Source organism: Nocardia fusca NBRC 14340 (genome assembly GCF_001618425.1).
Lineage (GTDB): Bacteria > Actinomycetota > Actinomycetes > Mycobacteriales > Mycobacteriaceae > Nocardia > Nocardia fusca.
The window spans coordinates 80,309-103,275 of record NZ_BDCU01000029.1; the positions used below are offsets into that span (position 1 = coordinate 80,309).

Genomic DNA, 22,967 nt, shown 5'->3' on the forward strand with positions numbered 1-22,967 from the left:
TGACGTGCGGTGTGGTGCGTAGAAGGGAGGGAGGGGCCGCGAGGACGAGTATCCTCGCCGCACCCGCCGGCTGTGTCGTTTGCGCCGCATCCGGCGGCGCGGATCGGGACCGGCCCTGCCCTCGCGCGGATATCCGGCAGCCGCGGCCGGGTGGGCGAGCGGTCGCGGTCAGGCCGCCTGCTGCCATCCGGTATAGGCCTCCGCCAGATAGGCGGCGCCGTGCCGGGAACCGGTGACCAGCGCCAGTTCGCCGCGCTGCCGTGCGATATCGAACGGAGACGCTCCCTCCACGGAGTGGAGCATGGTGGTCATCCAGTAGGAGAAGTGCTGGGCCTTCCACACCCGGTCGAGAGCCCGGTCGGTGTATCGCTCCAAGGCCTCGTCCCCGGCGCCGGCGAGGAAGTCGGTAATCGCCTCGTGCAGTACGCGGACATCGGCGAGCGCCAGGTTGAGCCCTTTGGCGCCGGTCGGCGGTACGGTGTGCGCGGCATCGCCGGCGAGCAGCAACCGGCCGTAACGCATCGGGGCGGTGACGAAGGAGCGGAACGGCAGCACCATCTTCGCGCTGATCGGCCCCTCCTGGATCTCGAAACCGTTCCCGTTCACCCGGCGGCGCATCTCCGCCCAGATGCGGTCGTCGTCCCAGTCCTCGGGCCGCTCGCCGGGTGAGCACTGGAAATACATCCGCTGCATCGTGGGCGTGCGCTGGCTCACCAGCGCGAAGCCGTGCTCGGATTGCGCGTAGATCAGTTCCGGATGCGAGGGCGGCGCCTCGGCGAGGAACCCGAACCAGGCGAACGGGTATTCGCGGAACCATTCACCGCGGGTCCCGGCCGGGAAGGCTTTGCGGCAGATGGACCGGGAGCCGTCGGAACCGACGACCAGTTCCGCCTCGATCCGGCCGGGGCGGCCGTCGGAATCGATGAAGGACACCACGGGCCGTCCGCCGGAGGTGTCGACCGCGGTATCGGAGACGCCGTAGCGCACATCGCCCCCGTCTGTCTCCCGGCGGGCCGCCAGGTCGACGAAGACATCGTTCTGCGGGTACAGCCAGACGGATTCGCCGACCAGTTCCTGGAAATCGATGCGGTGATTCTCGCCGCCGAACCGGAACACCACACCGTCGTGCCGGTCGCCGTCGGTGATCACCCGATCGGACACTCCGGTGTCGACCAGGGTCCGCACCGATCCCGCTTCGAGGATTCCGGCGCGGATCGTGGTGGCGATCTCGTGCCGGCTGCGGATATCGAGGACCACCGAGTCGATTCCGCAGCGATGCAGCAGGTGGGAGAGCAGCAGCCCGGCCGGGCCCGCCCCGACAATCGCTACCTGGGTCCGAGTGGTGGTCACCGTGCGTACTCCTTCGTATCGTCGGGTCCGGTGATCGGTGCCGGCGCCGTGGGTTCCGCGTGCCGGGCGGCCAGACGTGGAACCGTCGCCAGCGCGAGCAACCCGACCGCGGCGACCACCGCGAAGAAGTAGAAGCCCCACGGATGGGCGGAACCGGCCACGATGAGCGCACCGGTGATACTCGGCCCGAAGATGGCGCCGAGGCGGCCGACCGCGGAGGCGAGGCCGAGCGCGGTGGCGCGGACCTCGGCCGGGTAGGCCTGGGTCACATAGGCGTAGACGAGCACTTGGGCCGAGAAGACGAAGATGCCGGTCACCAGCACCAGGGCATTGAGCAGGAATGTGTTGGGCACCTTGATGCTCAGCAGAGCGAGCAGCACCGCGGCCGCGCCGAACCAGACCAGGATGGTCGGTTTGGTGCCGCGTCGGTCGGCCAGGGTCCCCGCGACGATCAGGCCGATGATGGCGCCGACGTTCAGCACCAGCAGCAGGGTCAGCGAGGTCGACATGTTGTATCCGGCGTCGCGCATCAGTTTCGGCAGCCAGGTGTTGAGTCCGTAGACCAGCAGCAGTCCCATGAACGAGCCGACCCACACGCCGAGTGTCGTGCGCAGGTACTGCGGCTGCAGGACCACGGTGGGGCCGACGCGTTCGGTTGTGCCCTGGACCGCCAGATAGGCATCCGATTCGGGCAGCTTCCACCACATCAGCGGTAGCAGCAGGAATCCGGCGATACCGCCGGCATAGAACAGGATCTCCCAGTTCGGCACGAGCCAGAGCGCGAACAGCGAGGCCAGGACCGCGCCGAAGTGGTAGCCGGTCATGGTGAAGGTGCTGGCGAAGGCCCGGCGCGAGGCGGGCATGTGCTCGGCCATGAAGGTGAGCGCGGTCGGCATACAGGCGCCGAGGCCGAGCCCCGCGAGCAACCGGAAGGCGCCGAACACGGCCACCGATCCGGCCCACGGCACCGCGATGGTGAACACCGAGAACAGCGCGATCGAGGCCAGCAGGACCGAGCGGCGGCCGTAGCGGTCGGCGAGCGGACCGACTCCGGCGGCGCCGATGGCGACGCCGACCAGAGAGATGGTCGCGGCGAAGGTCGCGCCCGACGCGGTGAACCCGGCGTGGTTCTCGTCGATCAGGGTCGGAATGACCGCGCCGAGGACGACGAGGTCGTACCCGTCGAGAAGCACGGTGAGCCAGCACAGCGCGGCCGGCCACGACAGCAGTTTGTTCATGATGGGGGTTCTCTTCTGATCTTCGGGTCGGACGACGCGACCCGGTCTGTGACGGCACTCACGCTAAGCTCCACTTCATCAGAAATCCAATAGATGATTTTCTGAAGTGGAATAGAGGAGATCTATGGCATCCGAGGTGGACCTCAACCTGGTCCGGACATTCGTCCTGCTCTACGAGACGCGCAGTGTCACCGCCGCGGCCGATCTGCTGGGCGTCACTCAGCCGACCGTCAGCTACGGGCTGGGCAAATTGCGTAGGCGGCTCGACGACGAACTGTTCGTCCGCGGGCCCGGCGGCCTGGTTCCGACCTCGGAATCCGAACGGCTGTACCCACCGCTGCGCGCCGCACTGGCGGAGGTCACCGAAACACTGGGCGCGACCACGGACTTCGATCCGGACCGGCCCACCCGCTTCACCCTCGGCCTCTCGGATCTGGGTGAGGTGACGGTACTGCCGCTGGTCCTGGCCGAACTGGCGGCCCAGGCGCCGCAGGCGGGTCTGCGGGTCCAGGCGTTCGACCTGGACACCGCGACCGATCGGCTGGCACGCGGCGAGATGGACGCCATCGTGGCCAGCCCGGTCCTCGATTCGCCCCGGCTGCGCCGGACCCCTTTGTTCACCGAGGGGTACGCGGGGATGGTCGCCGCCGACCATCCGCGGCTGGGCACCCGCACCCCGACGCACGCCGAGCTCGAGCGGGAGCGGCATGTGGTGGTGGACGGCGGCAGCGGCCATCTGGGTCCACGCCGGGCCCTGATCGAACATCGGCTGGAAAGCCGCATCGCGGTCCGGGTCACCCGGTTCGCGACACTGCCGTACGTGGTGCAGGACAGCGAGCTCGTCGCGATCGTCCCGGAGCGGGTCGCCCGCGCGCTGGCCCGGACCCATTCCGTGCGGATCTTCGCGCTGCCCTGGCCCATCGAACCGGTCGAGGTGGCCGCCTATACCCGGCACGCGCCCGGACGCAGCGCGGCGCAGCGTTTCTTCCTGGAGGTGATCCGGACGGCCATGGACAAGCTGCCGGTCCTGTGAACAGGCCGAATTCACGGCATCGCCCTCAGCCGACCCGTTCGGCCAGGGCGTCGTAGACCTCGACGGCAGCCCCCGTGGCCGCCCGGACCTCGGCGACAGTCACAGCGGGAGCAGTTTCCACCAGCACCAGTCCTCGCTCGGTCACGTCGAGCACGGCCATATCGGTGATGATCCGGTCCACACAGCCCAGGCCGGTCAGCGGCAGGGTGCACTCTCCGACGATCTTGGGCTCCCCCGACCGCGAGACGTGGTCCATCATCACGATCACCCGCCGGGCGCCGTGCACCAGGTCCATGGCGCCGCCCATCCCCTTGACCATCTTGCCCGGAATCATCCAATTGGCCAGATCGCCGCGAGCGCTGACCTGCATCGCGCCCAGCACCGCCACATCGACCTGGCCGCCGCGGATCATGCCGAAGGACTGCGCGGAATCGAAGAATGAGGCGCCGGGCAGCACGGTGATGGTTTCCTTGCCGGCATTGATCAGTTCGGGATCGAGTTCGTCCTCGGTCGGATACGGGCCCACCCCGAGGACACCGTTCTCCGAATGCAGCACGACAGTGATGTCACCGGGCAGATAGTTGGGCACCAGCGTCGGCATCCCGATGCCGAGGTTGACGTACTGGCCGTCTTCGAGTTCGGCGGCGACCCGGGCCGCCATCTGTTCGCGGGTCAGCGTCATGCGCGCACCATCCTGTTCTCGATTCCTACTTCGACCTTGCCGACGGGTATGACCCGCTGGACCTGGATCCCCGGGGTGTGCACCTGATCGGGGTCCAGTTCGCCGGGTTCCACCAGGTGTTCGACCTGGGCGATGGTGATCCGGCCCGCCGCGGCCGCGGGCGGGTTGAAGTTGCGGGCGCTGGCGCGATAGACGAGGTTGCCGTGCCGGTCGCCCTTCCAGGCGTGGACCAGCGCGTAGTCGGTGACGATCCCCCGCTCGAGCACATAGGTGACACCGTCGAACACCCGGGTCTCCTTCGGCGGGGAGGCCACCGCGATCCCACCCGCGCCGTCGTAGCGCAGCGGAAGTCCGCCCTCGGCGACCTGGGTTCCGACGCCGGCCGGGGTGAAGAAGGCCGGAATCCCGGCACCCCCGGCCCGCATCCGCTCGGCGAGGGTGCCCTGCGGAGTCAGCTCGACTTCGAGTTCGCCGGACAGGTACTGGCGGGCGAATTCCTCGTTGGCGCCGACGTAGGAGCTGATGGTGCGGCGGATCCGGTGGGCCGCGAGCAGCACACCGAGACCGAAGCCATTGGTGCCGCAGTTGTTGCTGACGACCTCCAGTTCGGTGGCGCCCTGTTCGAGCAGCGCGTTGATCAGTAGTTCCGGGATCCCGACCAGCCCGAATCCGCCGACGGCCAGGGACGCGCCGTCGGGGATATCGGCGACCGCTTCGGCGGCTGTGGCAATGACTTTGTCCATCACGCGCTCCACAGTAACCAGATTTGTGCGGAATGTGAACTCATGTGCGTATAGTGAACCGCGCGCACGGCGATTGATCCGGCCCGAGTCGGGTCCTATGCTGTTCGCATCCCGTAGCAATGTCCACATCCCGAACCTGAGGTCGCGCATGCTCCAACTGCCCCCGCGGTACCGCAGTATCGACAAGGACGAGGAAGCACCGCTCGACTTCGCCGATTACCGCACCACCGCCCTCCGCCACCCGAAACAGCCGCTGATCCTGCTCCCCCAGCGACTCGGCGAACTCACCGGTCCGGTGCTCGGCGAAGGCCGGATCACCGAGGCGGACGCCGACCTGACACTGGCCCGCGGTGGCGAGGCGGCCGGACAGCGCATCGTCGTGCACGGCCGGGTCCTCGACAGCGATCGCAAACCGGTACCGAACACACTGGTCGAGGTCTGGCAGGCCAATGCCGCCGGGCGCTACCGGCACCAGGGCGATCAGTGGCCGGCCCCGCTGGACCCGCATTTCGACGGCGTCGGCCGGGTACTCACCGACCGCGACGGACACTACTCGTTCACCACGATCAAGCCGGGCATCTATCCGTGGCGCAACCACCACAATGCGTGGCGCCCCGCCCATATCCATTTCTCGCTGTTCGGGCGTGCCTTCACCCAGCGCCTGGTGACCCAGATGTATTTTCCGGACGACCCGATGTTCTTCCAGGACCCGATCTACAACTCGGTCCCCGACGGCGCCCGCCAGCGCATGGTGAGCGCATTCGACTACGAGGCCACCACCGACAACTGGGCGGTGGGCTTCCGGTTCGACATCGTGCTGCGCGGCCGCGACGCGACCCCGTTCGAGGAGGACGACGACCACGATGAATGACACCGATTTCGCCCCCCGCTATCCGCTGACCAGCGGCGATTTCACCACGGTGGAGTTCGGCCCCACCCCGTCGCAGACCGTGGGCCCCTTCCTCCACATCGGACTGCCCTGGCCGGACGGCCCCGACGTGGTGGCCCCGGGCACGGACGACGCCATCACCGTCACAGTGACGGTGAGCGACGGAGCCCGGACCCCGATCGCGGACGCGCTCGTCGAGGTCTGGCAGGCCAATCGTGACGGCGTATTCGAGCATCCGGACGACCCGCGACCGCAGACCGACCCCGCTTTCCGCGGTTTCGGCCGGTGCCCCGCCGACGCGACCGGCACCGTCCGGTTCACCACGGTGAAACCCGGGGCCCTGGTCGGTGGCGATGGAGAAACCGAAGCACCGCATCTGAACGTGTCGATCTTCGCGCGCGGCATGCTCAACCGGCTGGTCACCCGGCTCTACTTCGCCGACGAAGAGTCCGCCAACGCCGCCGATCCCGTCCTGGCCGCACTGCCGGCGGCCCAGCGGCACAAGCTGATCGCCACCGCCACCGCCGAGGGCTACCACCTCGACATAGTCGTACAGGACGCCGACCCGGACGGCGCCGAGACGCCGTTCTTCCACTTCTAGGAGATCCGAGTGCCGCGTGGAGAGCTGTTCGATCCGCTTTTCGGGGCGGCCGAACTCGGCGCCACCCTGTCCGACCGTGCCTGGATCACCGCACTGATCCAGGTCGAGTGCGCGCTGGCCCGCGCCCAGGCCGCCACCGGGGTACTCGACGAGGAATACGCGAACGCCATCGACGCGGCCGGACCGGAGCTGGCCCGGCGACTGGACCCCGAGCAGCTCGGCGGTGCCGCGGTGGCCGGCGGTAACCCGGTCATCCCGCTCGTCGGCGAATTGCGTCGGGCCTGCGCCGCGGCGAATGTGCCACCGGCAGCCGTCCACAAGGGCGCCACCAGCCAGGACATCCTCGACAATGCCCTGTCGCTGCTGGCCCAGCGGGCCGGCGCGCTGGTCGTCGACGACCTGCGCGCCGCGGCGGACTCCGCCGCGGCGCTGGCCCGAGACCACCGGAACACCCCGATGGCCGCCCGCACCCTCGGTCAGCAGGCACTGCCCACCACCTTCGGTGCGCTGGCGGCCGGCTGGTGCGTCGCACTCGACCGGGCGGCGGGCTCGGTCACCGCCGCGCTGGCCGACCTCCCGGTCCAGTTCGGCGGTGCCGCGGGGACCCTCGCGGCGCTGTACCCGCACGGCCCGGCGGTCGCCGACGCGCTCGCGGCGGAACTCGGGCTGGCTCCGCAGCGGGTGCCGTGGCACACCGACCGCACACCCGTCGCCGAACTCACCGCCGCCCTGGGCGTGGCCGCCGGCGCGGTAAGCAAGATCGCCACCGATATCGTGGCGCTGTCCGCGACCGAAATCGGTGAGGTGAGCGAGGATTCGCCCGGCGGTTCGTCGGCGATGCCCCATAAACGGAACTCGGTGGCGGCGATCACCGCGCGCGCCGCGGCCCGGCGCGTCCCCGGGCTGGTCGCGACCGCGCTCGGCGCGATGGACCACGAAATGCAGCGTGCCGCCGGAGCCTGGCACGCCGAATGGGAAACCGTCACCGAACTACTCCGCCTCAGCGGCGGCGCCGCCCACCGGCTGGCCCAGAGCCTGGCCGGGCTGCGGGTCGATCCCGCGGCGATGTCACGCAATCTCGCGGTCACCGGCGGGTTGCTGCTGGCCGAGCGGGTGACCGCGGCACTGTCCGAACATACCGAGCGGGCGCGCCAGATCGTCACCGCCGCGGCCACCGCCGACCCGCCGGCGTTGGACAGCGACCCCGAGATCGTCGAATACCTGGGCGTGGACCGGGTCCGGGAACTGCTGGACCCGGCCGGATATCTGGGCCACGCGGCCGATTTCGTCACGCGGGTCCTCGACGAACGCGGTGACGAGGTCGGCGGTCCGGCCACCCACGAAACCGCCGGGCCACAGTGACCCGGCGACACGACCGAGAACGAACCGAACGGAACAGGTGATATGGCGTCGACCGCAGCGGATCCGACCACGAGCGTCGAGCTCTCCTACCGGGCTTTCGGCCCCACCGGTGACGCGCCGACCGTCGTCCTGCTGGGCTCGCTCGGTTCGGACCGGTCGATGTGGGACCCGCAGATCGCCGCGCTGGCCACCGGCCATGAGGTACTCGCCGTCGAGCTACGCGGCCACGGCGAATCCCCCGCTCCAGCAGGGGATTACACCATCGCCGAACTCGCCGGTGATGTACTCGCGCTGCTGGACCGGCTGGGCCGCGACGCGGTGCACCTGGTCGGGTTGTCGCTCGGCGGTGCGGTCGCCCAGCGGATCGCCGCCTACCATCCCACCCGGGTCCACACTCTGACCCTGCTCTGCACCGCCGCGAAATTCGGTACCCCGCAGACCTGGCTCGACCGGGCCGCCACGGTACGCGCCGAGGGCACCGGTTCTCTCGCCGAAGCCGTGGTGGGCCGCTGGTTCACCGCCGGCCTCGCCGCCCGTGACCCCGAGCTCGCCGCCCGCAGCCGGGCCATGGTCACCGCCACACCGGACGCGGGCTATGCCGCCTGCTGTGTCGCCCTCGCGCACTGGGACGGGCGCCCCGATCTCGCCCGGATCACCGCACCCACCCTGGTGATCGCCGGTGCCCAGGACCCGGCCACCACACCCGACGATATGCGGCGCCTCGCCGCGGGGATCGCGAATTCTGTACTGCACGTGCTCGATCCCGCCGCCCACCTGGCCAATGTCGAACAGGCCGGGCAGGTGTCGGCGCTGATCACCGCGCATATCGCCGGCCGGCGCGAACGCGCCGCGGCATTCGAGCAGGGGATGCGGATGCGGCGCGCGGTACTCGGGGACGCCCATGTCGACCGCGCCGTGGCCGGGACCACCGAATTCACCGAGCCGTTCCAGGATTTCATCACCCGCACCGCCTGGGGCGATGTCTGGAGCCGGCCCGGCCTGGATCAGCACACCCGGCGGCTGCTCACCCTGGCCGTGCTCACCGCCGTGGGCAACACCCACGAGCTCGATATGCATATCCGCGCGGCACTGCGGGCCGGGCTCGAGCCGGCCGAGCTCGCCGAGGTGTTCCTGCACACCGCGGTCTACGCGGGTGTGCCTAACAGTAACCTCGCCTTCGGACTCGGCAAGGCGGCACTGGCCGACGGTGTCGGGTCCCGCCCGGCCGACGATACCGCGGCCGGACCCGCCGACGAGGAAATACATCGACCATGACCGAACCCTCACCGGACTACGTGCAGTCGCTGGGCCGCGGCCTCGCCGTGATCCGCTCCTTCGACGCCGGCCACCCCCGGCGCACCCTCAGCGAGGTGGCCAAGGCCACCGACCTGACCCGGGCGACCGCGCGCCGCTTCCTGCTGACCCTGGTGGAACTGGGATACGTGCGCACCGACGGCTCGCTGTTCTGGCTCACCCCCCGCGTACTGGAACTCGGCTACAGCTATCTGTCGAGTCTGAGCCTGCCCGAGGTCGCGGGACCCCATCTGGAAAGCCTCGCCAACCAGGTACACGAATCGACCTCGGTCTCCATCCTCGACGGCGAGGACATCGTCTACGTGGCCCGCGTACCGGTGAGCCGCATCATGACCGTCTCGATCACCATCGGAACCCGCTTCCCCGCCTACAGCACCTCGATGGGCCGGGTACTGCTGGCCGGGCTCTCCGAGGCGGCATTCGAGGAGTACCTCGCGAAAGTCGCTCTCACCCCGCTCACCGACCGCACCGTCCTCACCGCCGACGAACTGCGCGAACAGGTACACCACACCCGGGAATCCGGCTACTGCCTGGTCGATCAGGAACTCGAGCAGGGGTTGCGCTCGATGGCCGCCCCTATCCGCGACCACACCGGCACGGTGTGCGCCGCGGTGAACATCTCCACCCATGCCGCCCGCTACACCGCCGAGAGCGTACGGGCCGACCTGCTGCCCCCGCTGCTGGCCACGGCCGCGGCCATCAGCACCGATCTCGCGCAGGTACAGAACCGCGCCTGAGTACGACGAAGGAATGCCATGATCGACGCCGTCATCTGCGAACCCCTGCGCACCCCGGTGGGCCGGTTCGGTGGGGTGTTCAAAGACGTCGCCCCGGAAACCCTGGCCGCCGGCCTGATCACCGAACTCCTCGACCGCACCGGCCTGGCCGCCGACCACATCGACGACGTCGTCCTCGGCCAGGCCTCCCCCAACGGCGAGGCACCAGCGATCGGCCGGATCGCGGCACTGGACGCCGGACTCGGCGTCGAGGTACCCGGCCTGCAGGTCGATCGACGCTGCGGCTCGGGACTACAGGCCGTCCTGCAGGCGTGTATGCAGGTCGCCACCGGCGGCAGCGACCTGGTGCTGGCCGGCGGTACGGAATCCATGAGCCGGGCGGAGTTCTACGCCACCGATATGCGCTGGGGCGTCAAAGGCGACGGTATCGCCCTCAACGACCGGCTGGCCCGCGCCCGGGTCAGCGCGGGAGGCAGCAATTTCCCCGTCCCGGGCGGCATGATCGAAACCGCGGAGAACCTGCGCGCCGAATACTCCATCACCCGCCCGGAGCAGGACGCGCTCGCGGTGCAGTCGCACCAGCGGGCCGTCGCCGCCCAGCGGGCCGGCCGGTTCGCCGACGAAATCGTCGGAGTCGCGGTACCCCAGCGGAAATCGGACCCGATCCTCATCGACACCGACGAACACCCCCGGGCCGACACCACCGTGGAAGCCCTGGCGAAACTACGCCCGATCCGCGGCGGTCTCGATCCCGACGCCACGGTGACCGCCGGTAACGCCAGCGGTCAGAACGACGGCGCCGCGCTCTGCATCGTCACCACCCCCGCCCGCGCCCGCACCCTGGGCCTGCGCCCCCTCGCCCGCCTCGCCTCCTGGGCCGTCGCCGGAGTACCGCCGCGCACCATGGGCATCGGACCGGTACCCGCGACCGAAAAGGCCTTGGCGCGACTGGATCTCACGCTCGACGACATGTCGGTCATCGAACTCAACGAAGCCTTCGCCGCACAGACCCTCGCGGTCCTGCGCAACTGGAAGATCGAACCCGACGACGAACGCCTCAACCCCAACGGTTCGGGAATCTCACTGGGCCACCCGGTCGGCGCCACCGGGGCCCGCATCCTCGCCACCCTGCTACGCGAACTGGACCGCCGCGAAGGCCGCTACGGCCTGGAAACCATGTGTATCGGCGGTGGCCAGGGACTGGCGGCGGTTTTCGAACGAATCGCTTAGAAGAACCCGCACAGGCAGCACCGGAGGGATCGCGACCGAAGCCCCGCGTGTCTGCCCGGCCACCGCGTGAACACGCCGTATTCTGCGCCCTACCAGGCTTTATCCGGCTTCGTCGAGCGGGAGGTAGGCATGGCAGGCGAGTTCGAAGGCGGCCGGGACAGGGCCGCGGCATTCCGGTGGCGCCCGACCGCGCCCGCGGCCGCGGTCGCCTGCCGGAGCACCGGCCACTGAGCCCCGCGGACCGGGCGGCGGTCCCGGCGCCGATGCTCGCCACCTCGGGCCGCCCGCCGGATGCACCGGACTGGGCGGTGGAGATGAAATGGGACGGGGTCCGCGCCATCGTGATCTGCTCGGGCGCGGACTGCCGCCTCTACAGCCGCAACCGCCGCGAGATCACCGGCTCCTATCCCGACCTGGTCATCGCTCTGACCGGCCACCTCGGTGGCCGGGATCTGATGCTCGACGGCGAGATCATCGCGCAGACCCCCGCCGGGGCGCCGTCGTTCCGCCTGCTGCAGCGCCGGATGCACGTGGCGCGGCCCGGCCGCGCGCTGATCGGTGCGGTGCCGGTGCAGTTGTTCCTGTTCGACATCCTCACCGACGCCGGTGCCGACGTAACCGGGCTGACCTACCTCGACCGGCGCGACCGCCTGCAGGCCCTCGCATTGGACACCGCTCCGGTGCAGACCCCGCCGTACTGGGTGGGCGCATCCGCCGACCGGTTGCTCACCGCGGCGCGGGACAACGGGCTAGAAGGCATCGTCTCCAAACGCCTCGACTCCACCTACCACCCCGGCCGCCGCTCCAGGTCCTGGATCAAGACCCCGATCCGCAAGACCACCGAGGCAGTCGTGGCCGGCTGGACCGCCGGCACCGGATCGGCGGGCGCGACATTCGGATCGCTGATCCTCGCCGCCCACGACGCCGACGGGCGGCTGGTGCACATCGGCAATGTGGGTACCGGGTTCACGACGGCCGCGCGCCGGGCGCTGCGGGCCCGGCTCGACGAGATCCCCCGCTCCGAGGCGCTGTTCCCCTTGACCCCGGGACGCTTCGGCCGGCCCGGGACCCCGCACTGGGTGGATCCGGTACTCGTCGGCGATATCGAATACCGCGAGTACACCGGGGAGGTGCTGCGGCATCCGTCCTGGCGGGGGCTGCGCAACGACAAGACCCCGGACGAGGTGGGTATGCCCGCGTAATGCCGGATCCCGGGTTTCGTGATCTGCCCGGACCTCCGCCGCGGTATCCGGAATTCCCGGCACCACGGCGTCTCCCGGTACATCCTCTGGGTATGAGTACACAGCCGCCCGCCGACCACGAAACGTCCGGCGCGCCCGAATATTCCGCTACCCATCACGACAACCCGGGCCCCCGCCTGCTCTACGCGGTCCGGCACGGCCAGAGCACCATCAATGCCGGTATCCGGCCCGCGAGCCCCGCCGAGGCCGACGATATGGTCATCGAGCTGACCGATCTCGGAAAACGCCAGGCCGCCGCCCTGGGGCGATGGGCTGCCGCGCTGTCGCCCGAGCAGCTTCCGGAGATCGTCCTGTGCTCCCCGTATCGCCGGGCGGTGCAGACCTGGCAACTCGCGGAAGCCGAACTCCGGGCGGCGGGCGTGGCGCTGCCCTGCCGGGTGACCGACCCGCGTCTGTACGATCGGTTCCGCGGCACGCTGGCACATATTCCCGTTTCGGAAGTGCGGGAGCGCTACCCCGAGCTGTACGCGGCCGAACAGGCCGACCCGCTCGGCTACCGGCCGCCCGGCGGCGAATCCTTCCACGATGTCGCCGCCCGGGTGGCGGGGGTGCTCGACCGCATTGCCGCCGATACCCGGCACCGCCGGGTACTCATCGTCGCGCACGATGCGGTGATCCTGCTGCTGCGCCGCCTGCTCGAGCACCTCGACGACGCCGGGACGCTCGCCGTCGCCGCGCAGGGACTGGCCGGAAACGCCTCGGTCACCGCGTGGGCGGAGGAGGCCGGCGACTACCGTCTGCTGTATTACGACCACCGCGCGCACCTCCCGCGAACATGATCGTCCGGGGCCGGGCGGACGGCTGCCGGGTTGTCCCGGGGTCGCGGCATTGTTACTGTCCGTTTCGTACACGTTCTCAGGGCGGGGTGGAATTCCCCACCGGCGGTCATGGCATCCGGTCGGATCCGGTGCACGAGCCCGCGAGCGCCACAGTGTCCTCGGACACGGTGGGTCGAGCAGATTCCGGTGTGATCCCGGAGCCGACGGTCACAGTCCGGATGGAAGAGAACGCGGCACCGGAGTGCCCGCCCGCGGGTGGCTCCTGTTCGCGTCGTCATGCCCTGGGTGACACAGCGAGCAGGAGGAACAGAATGTCACCCACACCGAATCGCATCGCACTCGTCGCCGCCCGGTGGCACGCCGAGATCGTCGATCGGGCCGTCGCGGCCTGCCGAGCCGGGCTCACCGAGCGCGGTATCGTCGATATCGAGGTGTTCGAAGTCCCCGGCGCCTTCGAGATCCCGTTGCGGATCAAACAATTGGCCACCACCGGTCGTTACGCGGGTCTCGCGGGCTGTGCCCTGGTGGTGGACGGCGGTATCTACCGGCACGACTTCGTGGCGGCGACCGTGGTGGACGCCTTGATGCGGATACAGCTCGACACCGGGGTACCGGTCTTCTCGGCGGTCCTGACCCCGCATCACTTCCACGAACACGCCGAGCATCTGGAGTACTTCACCCGCCATTTCGAGATCAAGGGTGCGGAACTGGCCGCCGCCATCGCGGCCACGGTGACCGCGGCCCCGATCCCTGCCTGACCCCGCATGCCGGATGCCGCCGGGTGGGCTGTCCCCCGGCGGCGTTCCGGTCATCGGAATCGGCACCTCTCCGAGCGGCGAACCACCGCCGTCCACGACGAGTCCGGCACCGGTCGGGTAGGTGGCGTCGAACGCGAGGAACAGCACCGCGCGGGCGACTTCGGCCGGGGGCCCATGCGGCCCCGGCCGGCACCGGGCACCTCAGAACGCGTAACGCACCGTCAGCCAGGGCGTCCGCTCGGCGATGAGACCGGTGAGGGAAGCGACCCCGGCGGCTTTCACGGTGTTGCGGTAGCGCACGTTCCACATCCCCGAACCGGAGCGTTTGGCCTGCTGGACGACCGGCTGCCACAGCAGGTCCTCGGCCCTGGGATGCCAGCCGAGATTGACCTCGTGCAACTGTTCGTTGTGGGTGAGCATGATGATCTCTGCGGCCGCCTGGGCCCGGAAAGCTGCGCCGGTCCCGTCCGAGAGCTGTTCGAGCAGTTCCGCCCATTCCCGCTCCCAGCCCGGGCGGAGGACGACTGGCGAAAAGTTGACGTGCACCTCGTAGCCCGCCGCCACGAAGTCGTCGATCGCGGCGATCCGCTGCCGGATCGGCGTGGTACGCAGGTCGAGCAGCCGAGAGTCGGCCTCGGGCATGAGCGAGAACCGGACCCGGGTCCGGCCACGGGGGTCCAGGTCGAGCAGACCGCGGTTGACGTATTTGGTGGCAAACGAGGCCTTCGCGGTGGGCCAGGCACGGAACGCCGTGATCAGGTCGGCGACATTGTCGCTGACCAGTGCGTCGATCGAGCAGTCGCTGTTCTCCCCCAGGTCGTAGACCCACGCCTGGGGATCGCACTGGTTCGGCACGGTCTTGGGTCCCTGCCTGCGCACATGACGGGCGAGGTAGCCGACGATCTTGTCGATATTGGTGAACACCGTGATCGGGTTGGCGTACCCCTTGCGGCGGGGAACGTAGCAGTAGGCACACGCCATCGCGCAGCCGTTGGAGGTCGAGGGGGCGATCCAGTCGGCCGAGCGCCCGTTCTCCCGCGCCGTCAGCGATTTCTTGACCCCGAGCACCAGGTCCTCGGTCTTGACCCGGATCCAGCGGTCGATATTGCCCGCGTTGCCGTGCAACCGGTCGATCTGCCAGTGGGACGAGACGGGGATGATCTCGGCGTCGGGGAATCGCGCCCGCACCTGCTGCCCGCGCGGGCTCGCCAGCGCGTCCGGTTCGGCCCACAGGCGACGGACATCCAGCAAGCGTGGTCCCGGTGTGGGCCGGACCGGGCCCGGTGCCGCGGCGGAGGCTGTCATGCCCCCTGCCTACTGCACACCCCCGACATCCCGGCGCGAATCGGCGGCCCGTGTGTCCGGCGACACCGCCGGCGCTCCCCGGACCCCGCTCGCTTCCTATCCTGGATAGGACACGCGTAGTTCCTGGTCACCGAGACGAAGCCACCGCCAACACAGGAGCACCCATGGCCACTCTCCATTTCACGGAAACGACCGACGCGACACCCGAACAGTTCGTCGCCGCGCTCACCGATTTCGGGCCGGGCCGCGCGGAACTGTTCGGGAACAGCACGGACAAATACCTGGAGCTGCACACCCGCGGTCCCACCGACGCCGACGTCACGGAGGGGTCGCGCGGAATCTGGGAACGCCTGCACTACGACTGGTCGAACCCGCACCGGGTGGTCATGACGACCACCGACTCCAACCTGTGGGGTGGCCGTTCCGGCCACACCTACCAGTTCACACCCCGCCCGGACGGGAAGACCGACGTGGATGTCGTCGTGGTCCGTGAGGGCAAGAACGCGACGGGCCGGGTGCTCGGGGCCGTGGTGGGATCTGTCGGCCGAGGCATCCTGCGGAATGCGTTCCGGAAGACGGTCGCGGCCGTCGAGGCCCGCAACAGCGGAACACCACAGAGCTGAATCCGGTGGACCGGCCGGGCGAGGCACCGGACGGTTCGGCGTCCGCCTCGCACCGGCCGGCCTGCTGTGCCACGGTGACCGGAGTGCAGAATCCTGTCCCGGATACCAGCCGACCGGAAACCGGCCGCCCGGAGCTGCTACGCGTCGCGGCCGTGGACGCCGGTGGCCTGGTACTCCTGGCAGGTCCCGCGGCCCTCCTTCTCCGGAACCGGCGCGCGGAGGACTGCCCGGTCAGCCGACCGGCAGCCCACTGAGGATCGGGACGAAAGCCCAATCCATGATGCGCGCGGCGTCGCCCGCCGCGGCGGCGAGATCGTCGGGTGAGCTGTTCAAAACCACACCGATCAGCCGCTGCGCACCCCGGGAGGCTTCGAACAACAGGCAGGTGCCGGCAGCGTTCGTCGACCCGGTTTTGATTCCGGCGGTGCCCGGATAATCACGGAGCAGCCCGTTGGTGGTCTCCCAGACGTGGTCCCGGTTCGCGGGACCGGCGGGCAGGTGGTGGACCTGCGATCCGACGATCTCGCGGAAGACCGGGTCGGCCATCGCGTGCCGGCCGAGCCGCACCAGCTCCGCCGGAGTGGAGTACGTGGCGAAATCGTCGGGGGCCGGCAGGCCGCTGGGATCGCTGAAATGCGTGTTCGGCATCCCCAGCCGCTGCGCGGTGGCATTCATCCGGGCGATGAAAGCGTCCTGACCCGGCCCGAATGCCTCGGCCAGGGCATAGGCGGCGTCGCAGCCCGAAGGCAGCATCATCGCGTACAGCAACTGGCGCGCGGTGAGCACCTCGCCGGGAACCAGACCGGCGGTACTGCCGCCGTAGGCGGCCGCATAGTCGACGGCCGCGCGCGGCACCGTGACCGGGCGGTCGAGATCGCCCGATTCGAGCACGACCACCGCCGTCATCACCTTGGTGATACTGGCGATCGGAACGCGGATATCCGGCTGCCGAGACCACACGATCAGTCCGGTACCGGCCTCCGCCAGCGCCGCCGCCGGCGCCCGTACTCCTTCCGGTTGCAGTGTCAGCGGAAACGGAAGCTGAGCCGAGCCGCCGGGGATCGGGGCCGCCGCGGCGGTGGGCGCGAAGACGACGAGTATTGCGGCGACGGCCGCCGTCAGTACACGGACATAGGTTCGCATCGCCACATTGTGGCGGCTGACCTCCTCGAACAGCGGGATTTGCGATCGGAGTCGCGGTGGCTCACCCGGCCGGCCGGGCCCGGCTCCGGCAGCCCCCGTCCGCGGCGGGGCGCGGAGCCGTCAGGCGTCCTGCCTGATCTCCGCGAAGCTCGCCCACTGGACCTCGGCGATATCGTTCGCCTCGTCGTTGAAGGTCGTATCGATCCACTCGAGGATCTGGTCCTCCGCTTTCCGCAATACGGACTCCGGCGCATCGACCGGGGAGGTCATCTCGAGCGAGAAGTAGGTGCGGTCACCCGGATCCTGGCCGGGGTGCTCCTCGGCCCACTCCAGGCGCATCCGGTGCTCGCCCTCGGCCTTCGGCGCCAGTTCTGTTCTCGCCCCCGCTAATTCGGGGAACTTCGCCAGTTCACCGGCCGCGGCCGACCGCACGGAATCGGCTTGCGCGGGGGTGCAGTACAGCTGGACAACCAGATAGCTACTCACGCTACCGGCCACATCCTCTCGGTTGATCGCATGGGAGTGCCGCCTGTTGCCCGAAGACCGGTGAACTCGCGGCCGTGGCAGCATATCTCGGCATCCGCCCACCGTCGGCGTCGGCTTCGACGACGGCCTGCCACCTCTACTCCCGGCACCCTCATCAGACTCGATGCGCACCAAGGGCTTCCGTTCCGATCCGGCCGCCGAAGTCGATTCGCCGCAGGCATCGATCATCCAGCGATCGGAGTGAGGTGGTTGCATCGCTGACGAACTCGGCGTTTCCGTAGGCGCCATTTCGGCGATATCGCGGACCAGCTCGCCGAACCGCTCGGTTCGGCGAGCGGCAGCTGATGAACTACAGGTTCAACCTGGCGGAGGGGGTGAAGCGGACGGGTAGTTCGGCCAGGGCGCGGTGGAAGGGGCCCGGTCGCCAGGTGGGCTGTCCGCCGGGTAGCGCGGGCTCCATTTCCGGGAGCGCGTCGAGGAGCTGGTCGATGGCGTTCTGGGCGATCAGATATGACAGCGACTGTGCGGGGCAGGCGTGGCGGCCGATGCCCCAGGCCAGGTGGGAGCGGTTGCCGACGTGGTCGTCGGAGCGGACGGCCGGGTCGTTGTTACAGGCGGCCATGCTGATCAGGACCGGTTCGTCGGCGGGGAGCCAGGCGTCGTCGACGAGGATGGGGTGGCGGGGGTAGGTGATGAGGAAATTGGCCAGGGGCGGGTCGTTGAACAAGACCTCGTCGAGAGCGTCGAGGGTAGACAGGCTGCCGCCGAGGACACCGCTGCTCATACGGTCGTCGGTGAGGATGAACAGCAGGGTGTTGGCGATCAGGTTCTGCTGGAACTCGATACCGGCGCCATAGTGGCCGGCGACCTGGTGAACCATTTCCTCCTGGTTCAGTTCGGCGGGATGGCGCAGCAGCTCGGAGGTTATGTCGTTACCGGGTTCGGTTCGTTTGAGATCGACGAGTTCCAGCATCGCCGCGCTGATCATCTGGTTGCCGTTCTCGGCGTCGACGCCTTCGACGAGGGCGGCCATCCCGGCGGCCACCCGCTGGCCGATTTCCGCGGGGCAGCCCAGCAGGGTGTTGACGATGGTGAAGGTGAGCGGAAAAACGTACTGGGTGATGAGGTCGGCGCTACCGGATTCGCAGAACTCGTTGATCAGCGAGATGGCGACCTGTTCGACCGTGGTGTGCAGGGTGCGCAGGTCCACGTTGCCGATGCTGGTGGTGATGGCTTCCCGGTAGCGATGGAAATCCGCGCCGGTGTTGCGGCTCGCGGTGGGACGCCACTGCATGATCGGGAGCACGGGGCAGTGGGCGGGGACGGTGCGCTGCCAGGTGCGGGGGTCGGCGGGGAAACGGTCCGGGTCGTTGAGGATGCGCAGCGCGGTGCTGTACCCGACGACCAGGGTCGCGGGGACGCCGGGCGCGAGCTCCACGGGCACCAGCGAACCCGAGCGGCGACGCATCTCCCGGTAGGCGCGGTGTGGGTCGGTGGCGAATTCGGGGGCGTGCAGGGGAACTCGGTCCTCGGGATAGCTCATCCGCGCAGGGCGGGATTCCGCTGGAGCCGGGAGAGGCGCTGGATCGCGCTGTGTCAATCGTTCGTCCTCACCGCTTGTCTCCACACTCCGCGCCGGAAGCACCGGCACAGCGATGGTGCCACCGGCGCGGCGCGGGCCGACAGTGCCGCGGGCGCCAGGATGGGGGCGGAACGCGCCAGGCTTGTTCATCCGGGGGACGGGCGGGGTTCGTCGCAAAGCCGGAGAGGGCGAGCCGGGATATGGTCGGCAGGCAGCGGTCCGTGCGCGGACCGGGGAGGTACTCGTTCTGATTAGGTGTGTTTCGCAGGTGGATACGGTTGAGCATGTTGCATTTTCGAACTTCATCCTGGACAGCGCCGGTCTGAACGGGCCTGCCCGGCGGCAGCTCGCGCGGGCCGCGGAACTACCGGACTGGGTGCTGGAAACCGGTGACACGATGGTGTCGAGCAACTACCAGCTGAATCTGTGGGAACTGGTGGAGCACGAACTGGAAGACCCCCATGTGGCATTGCGGGTCGGGAAAACGAACACGCTGGGCAACTTCGGTTTACACGATTACCTGTTCAGCACGGCACCGACGCTCGCCGACGGACTGGCGCGGTCGGAACAGCACGCGAACATGATTACCACCAATATCGGATTCGCGGTATCGGGAGACTCGGAGGAAGAAGCGAACGCGGATGTCCGATTGCTGAACGGGCACGGGCGGGGAGGGGAACTCGCCACCCAGTTCGCGCTCGCGGCGGTGGTGACCCGAGCACGCAGTGCCACCGGGCGGGATGTGCATCCGGTGCGGATCCGGTTCCGGCAGGCGGCGCCGCGACGCCATCAGCCGTTTGTCGAGATGTTCGGGACACGGCAGGTCGAATTCGGGGCGCCGACGGACCAGATCACCTTCCGGGCAGCAGATCTGACGCTGCCGTTACGCACCGCAGACCCCGCGCTCGCCCAGATTCTCGCGCAGTGCGCGGCCGCGCTACCGCCACCGCAGCGCCTGGAAACCACCTGGGCCGGTCAGGTGCAGCAGGCACTGCTGGTGCTGCTCGGGGACGGGCGGGTCACGATCGAGCGGGTCGCGCGGTACCTGGCCACGAGCAGTCGCAGTCTGCAACGGCGCCTCGCCGACGAAGGGACAACCTGGACAGGGGAACTCGATCGGGCGCGCAGTGCAGTGGTCGAACGGGGCTCCCGGGCACAGCCGGACGCCACGCAGGCGGCGCTGGCCAGGAGGGCCGGATACTCCGACGCGGGGGCGCTGCGGCGGGCGCGGCAGCGCTGGACCGGACGGAAATAGCGCCGATCGGACCGTGGCGGCAACCGCGACACCATCCGGCCGGCACGGCGTCCGCCGTCGTCCACAGCGAGTAGCCGCGGGCCGAACGCGCCGGACAGGGTTCCGTTCGCGCCGATTTCCCCTCCGCACCGGCACCGCCCCGCCGCACTGAAACGCGGGTCACCCTGGTAGTTCAGCCCCATACACCGAGCGCATGCGCCGTCTGCGAACGCTGCGGGATTCTCGACCCCGAGCCCATACTTTCGATCCGCCGGGCAGTTGCGCGGCGGAACGAGCCGAGGAAGGCAATCGGATGGGTGACACGAACACCGGCACTCCCGAAGACAGCGTGCTGTCGGGAGTGCTGAAGCTCGGCGGACATGTGCTGGCGGAGAGAATGCTTCGTCGCCGGGACGGCGGGATCCCGATGAAGAAGAACGAGGTCGACGCGGAATGGCTCGACCGAGTACTGACGGACCGACACCCCGGTGCGGCGGTGGAATCGTTCGATATCGTTGACGCCGAAGGCGGTACGACCAGCCGCTGGAAGGCCACGATCCGCTACAACGAGGCCGGTCGGCAGGCGGGGTTGCCCGAACATCTCTTCGCCAAAACCACCCTCACCTTCACTCAGCGTTTGACGCAGTATCTGGCGCATGCCCTCCCCGGCGAACCCGGATTCTTCCAGCAGCTGCGCCCGGAACTCGATATCGAGGCGCCACGTGGGTATTTCGGGGCCGCCGACCTGCGGACCGGCCGATCGCTGACACTGCTCGAGGATGTGAGCGTCACCCGGGGCGCACGATTCTGCACACCGCTCGAACGAGTCACCCGGGAACAGATGGAAGACCTGCTGGCGAATATGGCGCGCTGGCACGGCCGCTACTGGGAATCACCGGAATTGACGACCCGGGACTGGCTGAAGACGCCCAGCGCGCATTTCCGCAACTTCGACCGGCTGCTCGGAATGCGCAAACGTGCCGAGGTCGGGCTGAAGCGCGCCCCCGACCTCGTCCCCGAAACGCTGCCACCGGTACAGGGCGAACTCTACGAAGCCTGCGGCCGAGCCCTGCAGATCGCCGAACAGAGCCCGCAGACCTTGCTGCATGGTGACCCGCACATCGGCAACGCGTACGTATGCGCCGACGGCAGTATGGGTTTCACCGACTGGCAGCTGGTGATGCGCGGCAGCTGGGCATTCGACGTGGCGTACACGATCACCTCCGGCCTGGAAGTCGAAGACCGGCGGTCCTGGGAGTCCGACCTCATCGCGCTCTATATCGACGCCCTGCACGCGGCAGGTGGGCCCGCGCTGTCCTTCGCGTCCGCCTGGCTCGCCTACCGGCAGCAGGCACTCTACCCGTATTTCGCCTGGATGATCACTATCGGCCGCGGCGCGCTGATGCCGGAATTCCAGCCAGCCGATATCTGCCGCGCGATCGTGCACCGCACCGCCCACGCCATCATGGACCTGGACGCGCTGGGGGCGGTCGGCGACTGAAACCGGATCCCCTCCGCGCACAGAGTCGGGGTTCGGTCGAGAAACTCGCTCCTCCCCATCATCGCCATATCGCTCAGCCGGACCGATGGGGCCGGTTGTCGTCGGGCCGGGTGCCCGGCCGGTCGGTGACCGCCGCGAGCAGGCGCCGCGCGAAGGTCTCGAACCCGGCCAGGAAGCCGGCGGACGCCGTCACGGTGAAACCGGTGTCGAGGAAGGCGAGTGCGCCGACCAGCCATTGCCAGGTGTCCAGCCGGACCGTGACAGCGGTGTGCCGGTCGTCGTGCGCGGCGATCTCGGCATGCTGATAGGCCAGCACATCCGCGACCCGCTCCGGCGGGGCCGCGACCAGCAGATCGACGCGTTGTTTGCCGGCATCCAGCCCACGCTGGAGGTAGTCGACGGCGGAATCGGCCGGGAGCGGCCGCGGCTCGTACCGGGCACCGGTACGCAGCAGCTCGCCGACACGGTCCACCCGGAACACCCGCCAATCCGCGCGACCGGGATCCCAGGCGAGCAGGTACCAGCGCAGGTGCTGATGGATCTGCCGGTAGGGATGGACCCGCCGCGGGCTCGTCACACCACGGACGTCGGTGTAGGTGAAGGTCACGATCTCACGGTCCGCGCTCGCGGCGGCCAGGGTCGCGAGGTGTTCCGGCGACACCCCGGGTGCGACCCGCCGGCCCGTGTCCAGACCGGCGCGGATCGCCGCCACCCGGGGCCGCAGCCGGGCGGGCAGGAACTGGTCGATCTTGCCGTAGGCGCGGGTCGCGGCGTCGTCGAGCCCGCCGGCGGTCGCGGGGCCGGTGGCGCCGAGCGCGGCCAGGCCGAGCAGGGTGGCGATCGCCTCGTCGTCGTCGAGGAGCAGAGGCGGCATCGTGCGCCCGGCCCGGAGCCGGTAATAGCCGCCCGGGCCCGGACGGGTCTCGACGGGATAGCCGTAACCGCGCAGCCGCTCGATATCCCGGCGCAGCGTCCGGGGGCTGCTACCGAGCCGGCGGGCCAGGTCCTCGCCCGAGTAGGCGCTCCCGGTCTGCAGTGTCGACAACAGTGCCAGCATTCGTTCGGTCACATCCGCCACCGGTCCGATTCTTCCGTGAATCGCGGTCAGGAACCGG

At 69.3% G+C, this 22,967-nt stretch carries 22 protein-coding genes and 1 riboswitch; of the genes, 13 read left to right on the top strand and 9 right to left on the bottom strand.

Annotated elements, in window-relative coordinates:
* Positions 1-168 precede the first annotated feature (168 nt).
* The gene (locus NF4_RS17700) at positions 169-1,350 is read right to left on the bottom strand and encodes a 4-hydroxybenzoate 3-monooxygenase (protein WP_063128437.1); all 1,182 of its coding nucleotides are present in this window, start codon (positions 1,348-1,350) and stop codon (positions 169-171) included.
* Positions 1,347-2,588 (bottom strand): MFS transporter, encoded by a 1,242-nt coding sequence (locus NF4_RS17705; RefSeq protein ID WP_063128438.1) that lies wholly within the window; start codon positions 2,586-2,588, stop codon positions 1,347-1,349. Before NF4_RS17705 ends, NF4_RS17700 begins: the two co-directional genes overlap by 4 nt.
* A 124-nt stretch (positions 2,589-2,712) precedes the next feature.
* Here NF4_RS17705 and NF4_RS17710 point away from each other — a divergent pair, with 124 nt between their 5' ends.
* Positions 2,713-3,621: a LysR family transcriptional regulator gene (locus tag NF4_RS17710; protein WP_063128439.1), complete on the top strand. Its 909-nt coding sequence runs from the start codon at positions 2,713-2,715 to the stop codon at positions 3,619-3,621.
* Between the two features lie 25 nt (positions 3,622-3,646).
* On the opposite strand, the gene NF4_RS17715 is transcribed toward NF4_RS17710, so the two are convergent.
* Together NF4_RS17715 and NF4_RS17720 are read right to left on the bottom strand one after the other, a co-directional pair.
* Positions 3,647-4,303 (bottom strand): CoA transferase subunit B, encoded by a 657-nt coding sequence (locus NF4_RS17715; protein ID WP_063128440.1) that lies wholly within the window; start codon positions 4,301-4,303, stop codon positions 3,647-3,649.
* A complete protein-coding gene (locus NF4_RS17720) occupies positions 4,300-5,046 on the bottom strand; it encodes a CoA transferase subunit A (protein ID WP_063128441.1) in 747 nt (248 codons plus the stop codon). The genes NF4_RS17715 and NF4_RS17720 overlap by 4 nt, the downstream gene beginning before the upstream one ends.
* A 148-nt stretch (positions 5,047-5,194) precedes the next feature.
* Here NF4_RS17720 and pcaH point away from each other — a divergent pair, with 148 nt between their 5' ends.
* The 9 genes from pcaH (at position 5,195) to NF4_RS17765 (ending at position 13,978) form a co-directional block, all read left to right on the top strand.
* Positions 5,195-5,917: a protocatechuate 3,4-dioxygenase subunit beta gene (gene pcaH / locus NF4_RS17725; RefSeq protein ID WP_063128442.1), complete on the top strand. Its 723-nt coding sequence runs from the start codon at positions 5,195-5,197 to the stop codon at positions 5,915-5,917.
* The gene (gene pcaG / locus NF4_RS17730; RefSeq protein WP_063128443.1) at positions 5,910-6,536 is read left to right on the top strand and encodes a protocatechuate 3,4-dioxygenase subunit alpha; all 627 of its coding nucleotides are present in this window, start codon (positions 5,910-5,912) and stop codon (positions 6,534-6,536) included. Before pcaH ends, pcaG begins: the two co-directional genes overlap by 8 nt.
* Before the next feature lie 9 nt (positions 6,537-6,545).
* Positions 6,546-7,898, top strand: coding sequence for a lyase family protein (locus NF4_RS17735; protein ID WP_063128444.1), 1,353 nt, complete (start codon positions 6,546-6,548; stop codon positions 7,896-7,898).
* Between the two features lie 42 nt (positions 7,899-7,940).
* On the top strand, positions 7,941-9,173 hold the full coding sequence (pcaDC, locus tag NF4_RS17740; protein ID WP_063128445.1) for a bifunctional 3-oxoadipate enol-lactonase/4-carboxymuconolactone decarboxylase PcaDC: 1,233 nt from the start codon (positions 7,941-7,943) through the stop codon (positions 9,171-9,173).
* Positions 9,170-9,949, top strand: a complete 780-nt coding sequence (locus NF4_RS17745) for an IclR family transcriptional regulator domain-containing protein (RefSeq protein ID WP_063128446.1) — start codon at positions 9,170-9,172, stop codon at positions 9,947-9,949. The genes pcaDC and NF4_RS17745 overlap by 4 nt, the downstream gene beginning before the upstream one ends.
* Positions 9,950-9,967: 18 nt before the next feature.
* On the top strand, positions 9,968-11,179 hold the full coding sequence (locus NF4_RS17750; protein WP_063128447.1) for an acetyl-CoA C-acetyltransferase: 1,212 nt from the start codon (positions 9,968-9,970) through the stop codon (positions 11,177-11,179).
* Between the two features lie 176 nt (positions 11,180-11,355).
* Positions 11,356-12,381: a non-homologous end-joining DNA ligase gene (ligD, locus tag NF4_RS17755; protein WP_369690939.1), complete on the top strand. Its 1,026-nt coding sequence runs from the start codon at positions 11,356-11,358 to the stop codon at positions 12,379-12,381.
* A gap of 92 nt (positions 12,382-12,473) precedes the next feature.
* Entirely contained in the window at positions 12,474-13,220 is a 747-nt protein-coding gene (locus NF4_RS17760; RefSeq protein ID WP_198165362.1) for a histidine phosphatase family protein, read from the top strand.
* A gap of 68 nt (positions 13,221-13,288) precedes the next feature.
* Positions 13,289-13,454: riboswitch (FMN riboswitch) on the top strand.
* 77 nt (positions 13,455-13,531) lie between these two features.
* A complete protein-coding gene (locus tag NF4_RS17765) occupies positions 13,532-13,978 on the top strand; it encodes a 6,7-dimethyl-8-ribityllumazine synthase (RefSeq protein ID WP_063128449.1) in 447 nt (148 codons plus the stop codon).
* Between the two features lie 201 nt (positions 13,979-14,179).
* Here NF4_RS17765 and NF4_RS17770 read toward each other — a convergent pair whose 3' ends face one another.
* A complete protein-coding gene (locus tag NF4_RS17770; protein WP_063128450.1) occupies positions 14,180-15,283 on the bottom strand; it encodes a spore photoproduct lyase family protein in 1,104 nt (367 codons plus the stop codon).
* 164 nt (positions 15,284-15,447) lie between these two features.
* Here NF4_RS17770 and NF4_RS17775 point away from each other — a divergent pair, with 164 nt between their 5' ends.
* On the top strand, positions 15,448-15,906 hold the full coding sequence (locus NF4_RS17775; RefSeq protein ID WP_063128451.1) for an SRPBCC family protein: 459 nt from the start codon (positions 15,448-15,450) through the stop codon (positions 15,904-15,906).
* A gap of 231 nt (positions 15,907-16,137) precedes the next feature.
* Here the strand turns inward: NF4_RS17775 and NF4_RS17785 are convergent, their stop codons facing one another.
* The 3 genes from NF4_RS17785 to NF4_RS17795 form a co-directional block, all read right to left on the bottom strand.
* Positions 16,138-17,049: a D-alanyl-D-alanine carboxypeptidase family protein gene (locus NF4_RS17785; RefSeq protein ID WP_063128453.1), complete on the bottom strand. Its 912-nt coding sequence runs from the start codon at positions 17,047-17,049 to the stop codon at positions 16,138-16,140.
* A gap of 120 nt (positions 17,050-17,169) precedes the next feature.
* Positions 17,170-17,535 carry a hypothetical protein gene (locus NF4_RS17790; protein ID WP_063128454.1) on the bottom strand — a complete coding sequence of 122 codons (366 nt, stop codon included), beginning with the start codon at positions 17,533-17,535 and terminating at the stop codon, positions 17,170-17,172.
* A 349-nt stretch (positions 17,536-17,884) separates the two neighbouring features.
* Entirely contained in the window at positions 17,885-19,078 is a 1,194-nt protein-coding gene (locus tag NF4_RS17795) for a cytochrome P450 family protein (RefSeq protein ID WP_063128455.1), read from the bottom strand.
* A gap of 307 nt (positions 19,079-19,385) precedes the next feature.
* Between NF4_RS17795 and NF4_RS17800 the strand changes: the two genes are divergently transcribed.
* The gene (locus NF4_RS17800) at positions 19,386-20,372 is read left to right on the top strand and encodes an AraC family transcriptional regulator ligand-binding domain-containing protein (RefSeq protein ID WP_063128456.1); all 987 of its coding nucleotides are present in this window, start codon (positions 19,386-19,388) and stop codon (positions 20,370-20,372) included.
* A 292-nt stretch (positions 20,373-20,664) separates the two neighbouring features.
* On the top strand, positions 20,665-21,852 hold the full coding sequence (locus NF4_RS17805) for a phosphotransferase (RefSeq protein WP_063814619.1): 1,188 nt from the start codon (positions 20,665-20,667) through the stop codon (positions 21,850-21,852).
* A gap of 73 nt (positions 21,853-21,925) precedes the next feature.
* Here NF4_RS17805 and NF4_RS17810 read toward each other — a convergent pair whose 3' ends face one another.
* Entirely contained in the window at positions 21,926-22,930 is a 1,005-nt protein-coding gene (locus NF4_RS17810; RefSeq protein ID WP_084533235.1) for a helix-turn-helix transcriptional regulator, read from the bottom strand.
* Positions 22,931-22,967 lie beyond the last annotated feature (37 nt).

Coding starts and splice junctions, on each gene's coding strand:
- NF4_RS17765 (WP_063128449.1), top strand. CDS start 13,532: ATGTCACCCACACCGAATCGCATCGCACTCGTCGCCGCCCGGTGGCAC.
- NF4_RS17760 (WP_198165362.1), top strand. CDS start 12,474: ATGAGTACACAGCCGCCCGCCGACCACGAAACGTCCGGCGCGCCCGAA.
- NF4_RS17750 (WP_063128447.1), top strand. CDS start 9,968: ATGATCGACGCCGTCATCTGCGAACCCCTGCGCACCCCGGTGGGCCGG.
- NF4_RS17785 (WP_063128453.1), bottom strand. CDS start 17,049: ATGCGAACCTATGTCCGTGTACTGACGGCGGCCGTCGCCGCAATACTC.
- NF4_RS17805 (WP_063814619.1), top strand. CDS start 20,665: ATGGGTGACACGAACACCGGCACTCCCGAAGACAGCGTGCTGTCGGGA.
- NF4_RS17715 (WP_063128440.1), bottom strand. CDS start 4,303: ATGACGCTGACCCGCGAACAGATGGCGGCCCGGGTCGCCGCCGAACTC.
- NF4_RS17705 (WP_063128438.1), bottom strand. CDS start 2,588: ATGAACAAACTGCTGTCGTGGCCGGCCGCGCTGTGCTGGCTCACCGTG.
- pcaG (WP_063128443.1), top strand. CDS start 5,910: ATGAATGACACCGATTTCGCCCCCCGCTATCCGCTGACCAGCGGCGAT.
- NF4_RS17775 (WP_063128451.1), top strand. CDS start 15,448: ATGGCCACTCTCCATTTCACGGAAACGACCGACGCGACACCCGAACAG.
- pcaDC (WP_063128445.1), top strand. CDS start 7,941: ATGGCGTCGACCGCAGCGGATCCGACCACGAGCGTCGAGCTCTCCTAC.
- NF4_RS17745 (WP_063128446.1), top strand. CDS start 9,170: ATGACCGAACCCTCACCGGACTACGTGCAGTCGCTGGGCCGCGGCCTC.
- NF4_RS17720 (WP_063128441.1), bottom strand. CDS start 5,046: ATGGACAAAGTCATTGCCACAGCCGCCGAAGCGGTCGCCGATATCCCC.
- NF4_RS17795 (WP_063128455.1), bottom strand. CDS start 19,078: ATGAGCTATCCCGAGGACCGAGTTCCCCTGCACGCCCCCGAATTCGCC.
- NF4_RS17710 (WP_063128439.1), top strand. CDS start 2,713: ATGGCATCCGAGGTGGACCTCAACCTGGTCCGGACATTCGTCCTGCTC.
- NF4_RS17770 (WP_063128450.1), bottom strand. CDS start 15,283: ATGACAGCCTCCGCCGCGGCACCGGGCCCGGTCCGGCCCACACCGGGA.
- pcaH (WP_063128442.1), top strand. CDS start 5,195: ATGCTCCAACTGCCCCCGCGGTACCGCAGTATCGACAAGGACGAGGAA.